This window comes from Streptomyces sp. Z423-1 (assembly GCF_013009255.1).
Taxonomy (GTDB): domain Bacteria; phylum Actinomycetota; class Actinomycetes; order Streptomycetales; family Streptomycetaceae; genus Streptomyces; species Streptomyces gossypiisoli.
The window spans coordinates 5,108,822-5,122,380 of the sequence record NZ_CP053109.1; the positions used below are offsets into that span (position 1 = coordinate 5,108,822).

The 13,559-nt window shown below is 72.3% G+C and carries 12 protein-coding genes and 1 tRNA gene; 5 read left to right on the forward strand and 8 right to left on the reverse strand.

From position 1 onward, the window contains the following. The first annotated feature begins 38 nt into the window (after positions 1-38). Together rlmB and HJD23_RS22900 are read left to right on the forward strand one after the other, a co-directional pair. On the forward strand, positions 39-977 hold the full coding sequence (gene rlmB, locus HJD23_RS22895; protein ID WP_171107189.1) for a 23S rRNA (guanosine(2251)-2'-O)-methyltransferase RlmB: 939 nt from the start codon (positions 39-41) through the stop codon (positions 975-977). 117 nt (positions 978-1,094) lie between these two features. Then, positions 1,095-2,822 carry a DoxX family protein gene (locus tag HJD23_RS22900; RefSeq protein ID WP_171107187.1) on the forward strand — a complete coding sequence of 576 codons (1,728 nt, stop codon included), beginning with the start codon at positions 1,095-1,097 and terminating at the stop codon, positions 2,820-2,822. Between the two features lie 94 nt (positions 2,823-2,916). On the opposite strand, the gene HJD23_RS22905 is transcribed toward HJD23_RS22900, so the two are convergent. From HJD23_RS22905 to ugpC, 3 genes are all read right to left on the reverse strand, one after another. Continuing rightward, a complete protein-coding gene (locus HJD23_RS22905) occupies positions 2,917-3,648 on the reverse strand; it encodes a nucleotidyltransferase family protein (RefSeq protein ID WP_171107185.1) in 732 nt (243 codons plus the stop codon). Positions 3,649-3,786: 138 nt separating this feature from the next. Further along, a complete protein-coding gene (locus HJD23_RS22910; protein WP_171107183.1) occupies positions 3,787-4,242 on the reverse strand; it encodes a hypothetical protein in 456 nt (151 codons plus the stop codon). 238 nt (positions 4,243-4,480) lie between these two features. Continuing rightward, the gene (gene ugpC / locus HJD23_RS22915) at positions 4,481-5,569 is read right to left on the reverse strand and encodes a sn-glycerol-3-phosphate ABC transporter ATP-binding protein UgpC (protein ID WP_171107181.1); all 1,089 of its coding nucleotides are present in this window, start codon (positions 5,567-5,569) and stop codon (positions 4,481-4,483) included. A gap of 217 nt (positions 5,570-5,786) precedes the next feature. Between ugpC and HJD23_RS22920 the strand changes: the two genes are divergently transcribed. Next, positions 5,787-5,860 (forward strand) — tRNA-Thr (locus HJD23_RS22920). A gap of 27 nt (positions 5,861-5,887) precedes the next feature. On the opposite strand, the gene HJD23_RS22925 is transcribed toward HJD23_RS22920, so the two are convergent. Then, positions 5,888-7,294, reverse strand: a complete 1,407-nt coding sequence (locus HJD23_RS22925; RefSeq protein ID WP_171107179.1) for an FAD-dependent oxidoreductase — start codon at positions 7,292-7,294, stop codon at positions 5,888-5,890. A 65-nt stretch (positions 7,295-7,359) separates the two neighbouring features. Between HJD23_RS22925 and HJD23_RS22930 the strand changes: the two genes are divergently transcribed. Beyond that, complete coding sequence (locus HJD23_RS22930) at positions 7,360-8,250, forward strand: aminoglycoside phosphotransferase family protein (RefSeq protein WP_240980790.1); 891 nt, start codon at positions 7,360-7,362, stop codon at positions 8,248-8,250. A gap of 122 nt (positions 8,251-8,372) precedes the next feature. Here HJD23_RS22930 and HJD23_RS22935 read toward each other — a convergent pair whose 3' ends face one another. From HJD23_RS22935 to HJD23_RS22945, 3 genes are all read right to left on the reverse strand, one after another. Next, entirely contained in the window at positions 8,373-9,863 is a 1,491-nt protein-coding gene (locus tag HJD23_RS22935) for an MFS transporter (protein WP_171107177.1), read from the reverse strand. Between the two features lie 84 nt (positions 9,864-9,947). Further along, positions 9,948-10,919: a zinc-binding dehydrogenase gene (locus HJD23_RS22940; protein WP_171107175.1), complete on the reverse strand. Its 972-nt coding sequence runs from the start codon at positions 10,917-10,919 to the stop codon at positions 9,948-9,950. A gap of 56 nt (positions 10,920-10,975) precedes the next feature. After that, positions 10,976-12,145 carry an FAD-dependent oxidoreductase gene (locus HJD23_RS22945; protein ID WP_171134069.1) on the reverse strand — a complete coding sequence of 390 codons (1,170 nt, stop codon included), beginning with the start codon at positions 12,143-12,145 and terminating at the stop codon, positions 10,976-10,978. 136 nt (positions 12,146-12,281) lie between these two features. Here HJD23_RS22945 and HJD23_RS22950 point away from each other — a divergent pair, with 136 nt between their 5' ends. After that, positions 12,282-12,956, forward strand: a complete 675-nt coding sequence (locus tag HJD23_RS22950) for a pentapeptide repeat-containing protein (protein ID WP_171107174.1) — start codon at positions 12,282-12,284, stop codon at positions 12,954-12,956. A gap of 77 nt (positions 12,957-13,033) precedes the next feature. Here HJD23_RS22950 and HJD23_RS22955 read toward each other — a convergent pair whose 3' ends face one another. Continuing rightward, complete coding sequence (locus tag HJD23_RS22955) at positions 13,034-13,534, reverse strand: hypothetical protein (RefSeq protein ID WP_171107171.1); 501 nt, start codon at positions 13,532-13,534, stop codon at positions 13,034-13,036. Positions 13,535-13,559 lie beyond the last annotated feature (25 nt).

Consider the following 13,559-nt stretch of genomic DNA (forward strand, 5'->3'; position numbering starts at 1 on the left):
CGTAATAGACGTACGTACTCACCACAGACAGGTAGGTCATGGCCGCGAACAACCGCCGCATGTCCGGCAAGAAGGGCGCGCAGGTCGGCAGCGGCGGCAAGCGGCGCCGGTCCCTTGAGGGCAAGGGGCCGACGCCCCCCGCCGAGATGCGCAAGGGCCACGCCAAGCAGCGTGCCGCCGCCGCGAAGGCGCGGCGCGGGCAGGGGCGTACGCCCCAGCGCCGTGGCGGCAAGGGGACGTCCGAGCTGGTCGTCGGGCGCAACCCGGTCGTCGAGGCGCTGCGCGAGGGCGTGCCCGCGTCCACGCTGTACGTCCAGCAGTTCATCGACAACGACGAGCGGGTCCGCGAGGCGCTGCAGCTCGCGGCCGAGCGCGGCGGCATCAACCTCATGGAGGCGCCGCGCCCCGAGCTGGACCGGATGACCAACGGGCTGAACCACCAGGGCCTGGTCCTTCAGGTGCCGCCGTACGAGTACGCGCACCCCGAGGACCTCGCCGACGCCGCCGCGGACGAGGGCGAGGACCCGCTGATCGTCGCCCTGGACGGGGTGACCGACCCGCGCAACCTGGGCGCGGTCGTGCGGTCCGTGTCCGCGTTCGGCGGTCACGGTGTCGTCGTACCCGAGCGGCGCGCGGCCGGGATGACCGCCGGTGCGTGGAAGACGTCCGCCGGTACGGCCGCCCGTACGCCGGTCGCGCGTGCCACCAACCTCACGCGCGCGCTGGAGGCGTACAAGAAGGCCGGGATCGTCGTGGTCGGGCTCGCCGCCGACGGCGAGGTCGAACTCGGGGAACTTCAGGCCCTGGAAGGGCCGGTCGTCGTCGTGGTCGGCAGCGAGGGCAAGGGCCTTTCGCGGCTGGTCGGGGAGACGTGTGACTTCCGGGTGCGGATCCCGATGCCGGGCGGGGCGGAGTCGCTCAACGCCGGTGTGGCGGCGGGGATCGTGCTGTACGAGGCGGCACGACGGCGGGCCTGAACAGCCGTTCGGCAGGTCACCCGCTCGGGTTATTCCGGGCGGTTCGGGCAAGCTTGACGCGGTCCGGACAGATCCGGCGGGTCGAGGCAGTGTCCTAAACACACGTCACTCGGTTAGATGCGTGTGGACACCAGAACACCCCGCACACCCACGGGGGACCGCTCGTCGGGATTCGACGACGCTCCCGCGCTGAGCATGGTGAAGGTGCCGAGCGACCCGGCGCAGATCATCGTCAATCACGCGAGTTTCCGCGTGCAGTTGGGCGCGTCCTCGCGCCGCGCCCAGTCGCCGCGGGTCGCACGGCACTTGAGCGCCACCGAGGACACCCCCCGCGTGCCGGTCGTCGGTACGGCGGGCAGAGCGGCCCAGGCCGGCGAAGCCCGCCGCCGCCCGGTGGTGTGGAGCGGCCGGTCCGCCCCCGACGACACCGGCGCCCACCGCCTGCTCCAGGCCGTGCGCGGTGCGGGCATCCGCCATCCGGAGGAACCGTCCGCCGACGCCGGAGCCACCCAGGTCATCCCGCGCGTCGACGTCGACGCCGGGTACGGCGGCCATGACGGCTACGACGGCTATGAGGCCTACGACGGCTACGACGACCTCGACCAGACCGTCGAGACGCCCGTCGTCGGCGCCCAGCGAACCCACGAGCGCGCCGGCACCCGGCTGCTGCCGGCGATGCGGACCGTCGAGGGCGCGTACGACGAACCGGCCTACGCCGGGGAGCGGTTCGACGACGGGTACGCCGACGACGGTTACCCCGACGACCGGGAGGCCTACCCGGAGGACGAGGACACCGAGCCGCGCTCCCGGCGGCAGAGCGACGACCCCGCGCGGCACGCCTACTACCCCGGCCGCCGGATGAACCTCGGCGTCGTCCTGCTCCCGCTGCGCGTCTTCCTCGGCGCCATCTCCATCTACGCCGGCATGGGCAAGCTCTGCGACCCCGTCTACTTCGACGGCGGCGACCGCGGCTCCATGGTCAAGTGGCTCAACACCCTGCACCCCTGGGAAGTCGCCGAGCCGCTGCGCCAGTTCGCGCTCCAGCACCCCGTCGGCTCCGGGCTCGTGATCGCCTTCGCGCAGGTCATCGTGGGCGTGCTCACGGTCCTGGGCTGCTGGCAGCGGGTCGTCGCGGTGGGCGGTGCGCTGCTCTCCGCCGCGCTGCTCGTCACCGTCAGCTGGAAGAGCGTTCCCGCGTACGAGACCCCCGACATCATCTACCTCGCCGCCTGGTCGCCGCTGATCATCGCCGGGGCGCCCGTCTACTCCATCGACGGGCGGCTGGCCGGGCTCGCCTGGCGGCGACTCGGCCCGCGCTCCGACATCTGGGAGTTGCGGCGCTACGTCCTGCGCCGGGGCGCCCTCGTCACGGCGATCGTCACCGGGCTCACGCTGCTGGTCGGCTCGCTGCTCGGCGGTGCGGTGCGGGACTCCGACCGCGTGGTCGTCCCCGGACCCGGCGAGGCGCCGCGCAACGAACTGCCCGGCTCGCCGCTGCCGTCCAAGCCCGGTGACGATCGCGGGAGCAGCACCACGCCGTCGGCCGCGGTCAACTCGCCGACGCAGGGCGCGACCTCGGCCGCACCGAGCGCCGGTACCGCGACCACGCCGGGTGCGACCAGCGACACCGGCGCGGTCACCGGCGGCTCGCCGAGCCAGACGCAGGGCACGACGGCGGGCCAGGCGCCGCCGTCGTCGCCGGTGGAAGAGGCCCCGAGCACCAGCTCCGGCCCCACGTCCGGCGGCGGAAGCGGCTCGACGGGCGGCGGTGAGGGCTCCACGGGCGGCACGGAGTCCGGCGACGGGGAGTCGGAGCCCGGGCTGGTCGGGGGCCTGCTGGGCTAGGCCGTCCTTTCCGGTACGACGACGGGGTCCCGCTCGGTGAGACGCGGGACCCCGTTGTCGTACCGTCGTCCGGGCCGGTTGCTGGAGCGGGGTGTCAACGGCCCAGCGCGGCCAGTTCCTTCGCGGCCTCCGTGAGGTCCTTCGCGGTGTCGATGGCGCGCCAGTACGCGCCCTGGGGGATCGGGAAGCCGGCCAGGCGGCGTTCGCGGGCCAGGTGCGGGAACGTAGTGCGTTCGTGGTCGCCGCGTTCAGGGAGCATCGCGGCGAACTCTCGGGAGAAGACGTAGACGCCCGCGTTGATCTCGAAGGTGGACGGCGGGGCCTCGATGAAGTCCGTGATGTGGCCGAAGCCGTCCGTCTGGACGGCGCCCCACGGGATGCGGGGGCGGGCGAGGGCGAGGGTCGCTATGGCGTCGCGCTCGGTGTGGAAGTCCGCCATGTCGCGCAGCGAGAAGCGGGTCCAGATGTCGCCGTTGGTGGCGTACCAGGCGCGGTCGGGGTGCGGGAGGTGGGCGGCGGCGTACTTCAGGCCGCCGCCGCGGCCGAGGGGTTCCTTCTCGACGACGGTGGTGACGCGGACCGGCAGGTCGACGGAGTCCAGCCACTCCTGCAGGACCTCGGCGAGGTGGCCGCAGCTGATGACGACGTCGGTGACGCCCTCCTCGGCGAGCCAGGCGAGCTGGTGGCCGATGATCGGTGTGCCCGTGCCGGGGATCTCGACCATCGGCTTGGGACGGTCGTCGGTGTAGGGGCGCAGCCGGGAGCCCTGGCCTCCGGCCAGGATGACGGCCTGGACGGGGCGCGAGGCGGCGTTCGGATCGGTCATGGCGGCACTGTACGCGGCGCCGGTCCGGGCGGTGCCGGGGGCCTGCTGTGGTGGGGGCCTGCTGTGGTGGGTGGATGCGCGGGGCCCCGCCTCGGCCTTCGGCCTGACGGGGCCCCGCGCGTGGTTCTGTTGCCCGGGTCAGCCGTGGGCTGCCAGGACGCCCGAGGCGAACGAGGTGTCGCAGACGGGGCGGGCGTAGGACTGGGCACGGGTGGGGCCGTAGACGCGGACCGCGGCGCGGCCCAGGGCGCGGGCGATGGAGGAGCAGTGGCGAGCCAGGGAGGGGCGCTCGTTCACCGCCTCCTGGAGGTGGGTGAGGGCGACGCCCGGGTTGGTTGCCTGGAGCTCGGCCATCAGCTGGTCGAGCAGCACCACGTGCGGGGCGCGGGGTGCCGTGTGGGCGTTGGTGCCGGAGGTCGAGACGTCCGCTGCGGTGAGCACCGAGTTCTCGGGGTCTCCCGACCAGTTGACCCGCGTGACCGCGAGAGTCCCGGAGAGCACCAGGACGACGGGCAGAACGAGGGCGAGGGAGCGGCCGATCCGGCGGGCGGGGCCCTGGCCGCGTCGCGTCTGAGAGGTGGTGGAGTGCTTCACGCGGTTGAGGGTAGCGCCCGGTAATGATTTGGCGACATTTGGTCACCGGTTCGGGTGATGGAGTGGCGGCATTTTCTGGGTGCGGGGTTGACGTACGTTGCTCGAAATGGCCCAGTGTGCCGGGGTATTTGTCGACAAGGAAAGGGCCCCGCGGCAAGGCTGCGGGGCCCTTTTCGTCAACCTGGGTGAATTACCCCGGTTGTGTGTTTCGTGAGGCTGATCGGCTGTCGGGTGGTTCTCAGTCCGAGAGGCGCTCGCCCGTCGACGTCGAGAAGACGTGGCTCTCGCCGGGGCGCGGGACGACGTGCAGCGTGCTGCCCTTCTCCGGGACGTCGCGGCCGCTGACCCGGACCACCAGGTCCTTGGTGTTGTCGCCGCCGAGCTTGGCGGTGCCGTAGACGTACGCGTCGGCGCCGAGCTCCTCGACGACGTTCACGGTGACCGCGAGGCCCTGGTCGGAGTCCGTGGCCACGTCGAAGTGCTCGGGGCGGACGCCGACGGTGACCGTCTTGTCGGTGGTGGCGGAGAGCGCGTCCCGGTCGATCGGCACGACGCTGTTGCCGAACTTCACACCGCCGTCGGTGATCGGCACCTCGACCAGGTTCATGGCCGGGGAGCCGATGAAGCCGGCGACGAAGAGGTTCGCCGGGCGGTCGTACATGTTGCGCGGGCTGTCGATCTGCTGAAGCAGACCGTCCTTGAGCACCGCCACCCGGTCGCCCATGGTCATGGCCTCGACCTGGTCGTGGGTGACGTAGACCGTGGTGATGCCGAGGCGGCGCTGCAGCGAGGCGATCTGCGTACGGGTGGAGACGCGGAGCTTGGCGTCCAGGTTGGACAGCGGCTCGTCCATGAGGAAGACCTGCGGCTCACGCACGATCGCGCGGCCCATGGCGACACGCTGGCGCTGACCGCCGGAGAGCGCCTTCGGCTTGCGGTCCAGGTACTCCGTGAGGTCGAGGATCTTCGCGGCCTCCTCGACCTTCTGCCGGATCTCCGCCTTGTTGACGCCGGCGATCTTGAGCGCGAAGCCCATGTTGTCGGCGACGGTCATGTGCGGGTAGAGGGCGTAGTTCTGGAACACCATGGCGATGTCCCGGTCCTTCGGCGGCAGGTGCGTCACATCGCGGTCGCCGATGCGGATGGAGCCGGAGTTCACGTCCTCCAGGCCGGCCAGCATCCGCAGGGAGGTGGACTTGCCGCAGCCGGACGGGCCGACCAGGACGAGGAACTCCCCGTCCTCGATCTCGATGTCGAGTGCGTCGACGGCGGGCTTGGCGGAACCCGGGTAGATCCGGGTCGCCTTGTCGAACGAGACAGTGGCCATGGTGAATGGGCCCCCTTCTACCGGCAGGAACGTGCCGGACGATCCGTTGTAGGAAGGTGGTTGGTTTAGTCCACACGTGCGAACTGGGTCAGGACGGTACCCCGCGTTCACGTGTTCTGTCAGTACCCCGGCCTCTGTGAACTTCGCGGAAATTTTCGACAGGGCAGGGGTGGGACCTGGGTACACTGCACGGGCACGCAGTCACACGCGCGTGCAGGCCTCCTTAGCTCAGCTGGTCAGAGCGCCGCTCTTGTAAAGCGAAGGTCGTCGGTTCGAATCCGACAGGGGGCTCTCAGTTCTCCGGGGTCCCGGCCCGGTTCAGTGCCGTCCGGCCACCCGGTCCGCCAATCGCGCCAGCCGGGAGGACTCGGCGCTGTGCGTGGTGAGTTCGCGGCGGTCGGCGGTGCGGTACGTGGCGTACATGCCGTGGACGCCCAGCCAGCGCAGTGGCTCCGGCTCCCACTTGCGGACCTTGTGGCCGACCCAGGGCAGGTCCGTCAGGTCCGTGCGGGTGCCCTGGCCGGAGTCGAGCCGGACCAGGTCGCGCAGGGTGCGGGCGGCGAGGTTGGCGGTGGCGACGCCGGAGCCGACGTAGCCACCCGCCCAGCCGAGGCCCGTGGCGCGGTCCAGGGTGACCGTGGCGCACCAGTCGCGGGGCACGCCGAGGACGCCGGACCAGGCGTGTGCGATGCGGACGCCGGTCAGGGACGGGAAGAAACGCTCCAGGATCTCCCGCAGCGCCTCGATCGTCGTCTGCTGGGTGCGGCCGTCGTTGTCGGTGCGGGAGCCGAAGCGGTACGGCACCCCGCGCCCGCCGAGCGCGATCCGGCCGTCGGCGGTGCGCTGGGCGTACATGTAGGCGTGGGCCATGTCGCCGAGCGTCTCGCGGCCCGCCCAGCCCACCGACTCCCACTGCTCCTCGGTGAGCGGCTCGGTCGCGATCATGGAGGAGTTCATGGGCAGCCAGGTGCGCTTGAAGCCCTTCAGGGACGCCGTGAAGCCCTCGGTGCAGCGCAGCACGTAGGGCGCGCGGACCGTGCCGTACGGGGTGACCGCGTGCTTCGGGCGGATCTCCGTCACCGGCGTCGACTCGTGGATGGTCACGCCCAGGGCCTCCACGGCCCGCGCGAGGCCCGTCACCAGCTTCACCGGGTGGATCCGGGCTCCGTGCGGGGTCCAGGAGGAGCCGACCGCGTGGGCCACCCTGATCCGCTCGGCGGTCTCGCGGGCGCCGTACAGCTCGCGGTCCTTCTCGCCGTACGACAGCTCGTGCTCGTGGAAGGCCTTCAGGCGGGCCAGCTGTGCCGGGGTGCAGGCGACTTCGAGGACGCCACCCTTGTGGACGTCGGCCTCGATGCCCTCCTCCCGGGCGGCCCTGATGACCTCGTCGACGGTGTCGTTCATGGCCTGCTGGAGCCGTACGGCGGCCTCGTGGCCGTGCACGCGCGCGTACCGGTCGCGGCCCGCGATGCCGTTGTACAGCCAGCCGCCGTTGCGGCCGGACGCGCCGTAGCCGCAGAACTTCTGCTCCAGGACGGTGACGCGGAGGAAGGGCGCGGCCTTCTTCAGGTAGTACGCCGTCCACAGTCCCGTGTAGCCGCCGCCCACGATCACGACGTCCGCGGACGCGTCACCCGGCAGGGGCTCCCTGGGGGCGGGGAAGCCTTCCTGGGCGTACCAGAAGGAGACGCCGCCGTTCACGGCGCTGCTTGCCGAGCTGCTCATGGCCGGGACGTTACCCGTGGCCACGGGGGCTGTCTCCTTCGGATTTCGTCGTTAGGGTCCCTTGTGTGATCGAGATTCCGAGGGAACTGGCGGAGTCCCAGGCGATGTACAACGGCGAGCAGGGCCGCGCCTTCATCGCCGGACTGCCGCGGCTGGTGGACGGTTTCCTGGACCGCTGGGGGCTGCGGACCGACGGGCCGTCGATGTTCGGCATGTGCGCGCTGGTCCTGCCGGTCGTCCGGGCGGACGGCACGCGCGCGGTGCTGAAGCTGCAGCTGCTCGACGACGAGAGCGAGGGCGAGCCGGTCGCCCTGCGCGTGTGGGACGGCGACGGGGCGGTACGGCTGCTGGACCACGACCCGGACACCGGCACGATGCTCCTCGAACGCCTCGATCCCGCGCGGATGCTGTCCCACGTGCCCGACTCGCGCGAGGCCGTGCTGGTCATCGCCCGTCTGCTGGCTCATCTGACGTCCGTACCGGCCCCTGCGGGCCTGCGCCGGCTCGGTGACATCGCGCGGGCGATGCTTCAGCGGGCGCCGTGGGCGCTGGAGCGGGTCGCGGACCCCGAGGCCCGCCGTCTGCTCGCCGACTGCGCCGCCGCCGTACGGGAGGTCGTGGCCGAGCCGGGGGACCGGCTCCTGCACTGGGACCTGCACTTCGAGAACGTCCTCGCCGCCGACCGCGCCCCCTGGCTCGCCATCGACCCCAAGCCGCTCGCCGGTGACCCCGGGTTCGAGCTGTGGCCCGCCCTCGACAACCGCTTCGACGCGGCGGAGGTCCGGTGGCGGTTCGACGCGATGACCGACGTCATGGGTCTGGACCGGGAGCGGGCGCGGGCGTGGACGCTCGGGCGACTGCTGCAGAACGCCCTGTGGGACATCGAGGACGGCCGACCCCTGGACGACGAGCAGCTGGAGATGGCGCGGCGGTTGCGGACCAACCTGCGGGCATGATCCGTACCGCCACGCCCGACGACATCCCTGGCGCGGATCTGTGTGGAGCGCGTTATGAGCGCCTGGAGTGGTCGGTGCCGAACTGGAACCGGCCCGTGGCCGCACGCGGCCTCCAGGCGCCTCTAGGCGACCGACTCCGTCACCGGTGCCTTCGTCGGCGCCGCGTGTTTCGGGGCCCGTGCCGTGACCAGCAGGGCCGTGGCCAGGCCGGCCAGGAGCATGAGGCCGGCGGCGCACCAGAGGGCGACCGTGTAGCCGTGGACGACGGCCTCGCGGGTCACCTCGGCGGGCTGGGCGGAGCGGGTGAGGTAGGCGGCGGTGCTGGTGGTGGCGAGGGTGTTCAGCAGGGCCGTACCGATGGAACCGCCCACCTGCTGCGAGGTGTTGAGGGTCGCCGAGGTGACGCCCGAGTCCCGCGGGGCGACGCCGGCCGTCACCGTGGCGAACACCGGCATGTAGGTCAGGCCCATACCGACGCCCACCAGCAGCAGGCCGGGCAGGATGTCGGCGGCGTACGAGGAGTCGGCGGCGAGCCGGGTGAGGACCGCCATTCCGCACGCGCCCAGGAGCATGCCGGGGGCCATCAGGGCGCGCGGCGGGACGTGGTGCAGCAGACGGGCCGCGAACTGGGTGGAAACGGTGACGGTCGCGAGGGTGATCGGGACGAAGGCCAGGCCGGTGCGCGCCGGCGAGTAGCCCAGGACGACCTGGAAGTAGTAGGTCATGAAGAGGAACAGGCCGAACATGCCCATGATGGCCAGCATCATCGTCAGGAAGCAGCCCGCGCGGTCGCGGTCCTTGACGATGTGCAGCGGGAGCAGCGGCAGGGGCGCCCTGGCCTGCCACCACACGAAGGCCGCCAGCAGCACGACACCTCCCGCGAGCAGTCCGAGGACGAACACGTCGGTCCAGCCGTGGGACTCGGCCTCGTTGAAGCCGTAGACGATCGCGACCAGGCCGCTGCAGCCGAGCAGCACGCCGGGCACGTCGAGGCGGGCGCGCGCCCGGCCGGGACGGTCGCGCAGGACGGCGAAGGCGCCGAGCAGCGCGAGGACCGCGATGGGGGTGTTGACGTACAGGCACCAGCGCCAGTTGAGGTATTCGGTGAGCAGCCCGCCGACGATGAAGCCCATGACGGAGCCGCTCCCGGCGAGGGCGCCGAAGATGCCGAAGGCCTTGCCGCGCTCCCTGGGGTCGGTGAACGTGGTGGCGAGCAGGCTCAGCGCGGTCGGGGCGAGCACGGCGGCGAAGGCGCCCTGGAGCGCGCGGGCGCCGAACAGCATGCCCGGGCTGACGGCGGCGCCGCCCAGCGCGGAGGCGGCGGCGAAGCCGATCAGCCCGATGACGAAGGTGCGTTTACGGCCCACCAGGTCGGCGATCCGGCCGCCGAGCAGCAGCAGACCGCCGAAGGCGAGGGTGTAGGCGGTGATCACCCATGGTCGGTCGCCGTCGGTCATCCCCAGTTCTTCCTGGGCGGACGGGAGGGCGACGTTCACGATCGTCGAGTCGAGGACGACCATCAGCTGGGCGAGGGCGATCACCACCAGCCCCCACCAGCGGTGGGGGTCGGCGTTCACGGGAGCCGCGGGGTCACCAGTCCTGGGCGCGTTCATCGGGACAGAAGAACATGAATCAGGGCGTACTGCCCGTGATGCCACGCCCCACCTGGTCAGGTCTTTGCGGTCGGGTTCCCCCGGTCAGGGCTCCAGGACCACCTTGCCGGTCGTGCCGCGGTTCTCCAGCGCGCGGTGGGCGGCCGCGGCCTCGGTGAGCGGGAAGCGGTGGACGGCCGGAGCCAGCCGGCCCGCGGCGGCCTCGGCGAGGGCGCGGAGTTCCAGGGTGCGGATGGGGTTCGGGCCGCCCGCCTTCTCCAGCATCACCGGGCCCAGCACCTGCACGGTGACGCCCTCGACGACCAGCGGCCCGCCGCCCTGGATGCCCTCCTCGGACCAGCCGAAGACGACGTGCCTGCCGGCGGGGGCGAGCAGGCCGACGGCCGTACGGGCGGTGTCGCCGCCGACCCCGTCGTACACGATCGTGACCTTGCCGTCGTACGCCCGGACCTGCTCCGGCCAGGCGGGGTCCCGGTAGTCGACGGCGAGGTCGGCGCCGTTCGCGGCGACCCGCTCCGTCTTCCGGGGGCCGCCGGCCAGGCCGATCACGGTGGCGCCCGCGTTCTTGGCGTACTGCACGAGGAGGGTGCCGATACCGCCGGCCGCGGCCGGGATCAGGACCACGTCACCCGGGCCCGGCTCGGCGAACTGCACGATCCCCAGCGCGGTACGCCCCGTGCCGATCATGGCGACGGCCTGGGCGAAGTCGAGGCCCGCGGGGATCTCGTGCAGACGGTCGGCGTCGGTGACGGCGCGTTCGGCGTAGCCGCCGGGGACGAAACCGAGGTGCGCGACGACCCGCTTGCCGAGCCACGTCTCGTCGGTCCCCTCGCCGAGCGACTCGACGACTCCCGCGACCTCGCGGCCGGGGATCGTGGGCAGCGTGGGCGCGGGGCCGGGGCCCTGGTGACCGGCGCGGATGGCCGCGTCGAGCAGGTGCACGCCGGCGGCCGCGACGGCGATACGGACCTGGCCCGGGGCGGGTACGGGGTCGTCGACCTCCTCCGGGGTGAGGTTCTCGGCGGGGCCGAAGGCGTGGAGGCGGATGGCGAGCATGAGGTCCCCCCGTGACTGGTGGTTGTCCGTCTGACTGACTTCTCCACTCTTCAACCTCAAGCATGCTTGAGGTCAAGCGTGTGCGGGCCGTGCTGCCCGAGCGCCAGCGATACGGCGGTCAGCGCGCTGTTGAAGGACACCTCCGACAGGACACCGGGCGCGGCGACCTGGTCGCCGGCCAGGTACACGCCGTCGCCGCGGTCCACGGCGGGCCGGTCGCGCCAGGTGGTGCCGGGCAGGTCGACGGCGCCGGTACGGCCGCCCGCGATCGCCTCGCGCCGCCAGGTGACGCGGTCGCGCCAGCCGTCGAACCCGAGATCGAGCAGTTGCTCCGCGCGGGCGATGCCGTCGGCTCGGGACTCGTGCGGGGCGATGGGGATCTGGCCCTGGATGAGCTGCTCGCCGGCCGGGGCGAGGGTGCGGTCCTGCGCGGTGAAGCGTTCGAGCCAGCCGGGCGCGTCCAGGTCGGAGACGATGAAGGGGTCGCCGCGCCGGGTGCGTACGGCCAGGTCGATGAGGGCCGTACGACCGCTCGGCCAGGTCAGCGAGTCGTCGCCGAGGAGGCGCCGGGCGGCGTCGAGGGAGGTGGCGACGATGACGGGCGTGTCCGTGGGGAGGGTGTCGACGCGGGACACGGTCTCGATACGGACGCCCAGATTCCAGGCGCGGGCGGCCATCCGGTCGATGACGCTCGCCCAGCCGCCGCGCGGATAGTGCGCCTCGGGCGGCACCTTGGTGGCCCGGCGCAGCCGTTCCTGCACGAACGCGGCGGACAGGGCGCCGGGGTCGTGGTGGAAGAGGGCCACGGCGGAGTAGTGCGCTGCCGCCCGTGCGCCCTGCTCGCCCGCCTGTTCGGTGGCCCAGGTCAGGAAGTCGGCGTCGACGGGGGCCTGCCGGGCGGTGCGGCGCAGCAGCTTGAGCATGGCGAAGGGCGGGGTGCGGCGCAGGACGCCCTGGTGGCGCAGCCGCAGCCGGGCGGCTTCCAGGGGCGGGACGGGGGCGAGGGGGCCGATCAGGTCGCGCTGCCTGAGCCAGGTCCAGTGCGGGCCGCCGTTGTAGAGGGCGTGGGGGCCCTCGTTCGTCCGGTACGGGCCCTCGGCGGTGCGCGCCCGGCCGCCGAGGGTGTGGTGGGCTTCGTGGACGGTGACCTTGGCGCCCGCTTCGGCGGCGGTGATGGCGGCGGTGAGGCCGGCGAAGCCGCCGCCGATGACGGTGAGGTGGGGCATGGGTCGGTCTCCCTTGGCTCGGGTTCGCCTTCTGGGAGTACGACTCGCTGCGCGCGCCGAATGTGACATCCGGGGGTGGATACGGGCGTTTCCGCAGGTCGGATGGATTGTCAGTGGTGGGGTGCAGGATGAGGGCATGGTGAAGCGAGCGGCGGGCGGCGTGAGGGCGGCACGGCGACCGGAGGTGCGGCTGCCGGAGTTGGAGGCGTACGGAGGGGGTGATCTGGAGCCGGACGGGGACTACGACGGGCTGGAGTTCAGGGACGCGGAGCTGGGTGGGCAGGACGGCGGGGGCGCCCGCTTCATGGACTGCGCGTTGACGGGGTGCGCGCTGGACGAGACGCGACTGCACCGGGCGCGTTTCCTGGACTCGGTCCTCACCGCCCCGCGCGGCGTCGGCACGAACCTGGCCGAGGCCACCCTGCGCGACGTCGAGCTGCGCGACGCCCGCCTGGGCGGTACGCAACTGCACGGTGCCGCACTGGAACGCGTCCTGATCCGGGGCGGCAAGCTCGACTTCCTGAACCTTCGGGGGGCCCGGCTGAAGGACGTGGTCTTCGACGGCTGCGTCCTGGTGGAACCGGACTTCGGGGGCGCCTCGCTGGAGCGCGTCGAGTTCACGGACTGCGCGCTGAAGGGGGCGGACTTCAGCGGGGCGACGCTGGCGGACGTGGACCTGCGGGGGGCGGTGCCACTGGAGATCGCGCGGGGGGTCGACCGGTTGGCGGGGGCGGTGATCAGCGCGGGGCAGTTGGTGGAGCTGGCGCCGGTGTTGGCGGGGGCGTTGGGGATCAGGGTGGAAGGCGGGTGACTCGTCTCAACCGGCCTTGGAGCGCACGCCGGTTGCTTGGTCACCGTCCGTCACAGCGTCACGGCATCCCCACCGCGTCACGGCACCCGCGGAAACCGCGCCTGGAGCGACCAGATCGCCGGGTTCTCCGCCAGGTCCTCGTGCAGGTCGCACAGGTCGGCGATCAGGTCGTGCAGGAAGTCCCGGGCCTCGCGGCGGAGTTCGGTGTGGGAGAAGGTGAGCGGGGGTTCCTCGGCCGGCTGCCAGTCGGACTCGATGTCGACCCAGCCGAAGCGGCGCTCGAAGAGCAGACGGTCGGTGGACTCGGTGAAGTCCAGCTCCGCGTGCTGGGGACGGGCGGCACGGGAGCCCGCCGGGTCGCGGTCCAGCTGCTCGACGATGTCGCACAGCGCCCACGCGAAGTCGAGCACCGGCACCCATCCCCAGGCTGTGGACAGCTCCCGGTCCGTCTCGGGGTCGGCGAGATAGACGTCACCGCAGAACAGGTCGTGCCGCAGGGCGTGCACATCCGCGCGGCGGTAGTCGGTCTGGGGCGGGTCCGGGAAGCGGTTGGAGAGGGCGTAGCCGATGTCGAGCACGTAGGCGATGGTGTCATGCCCCCCG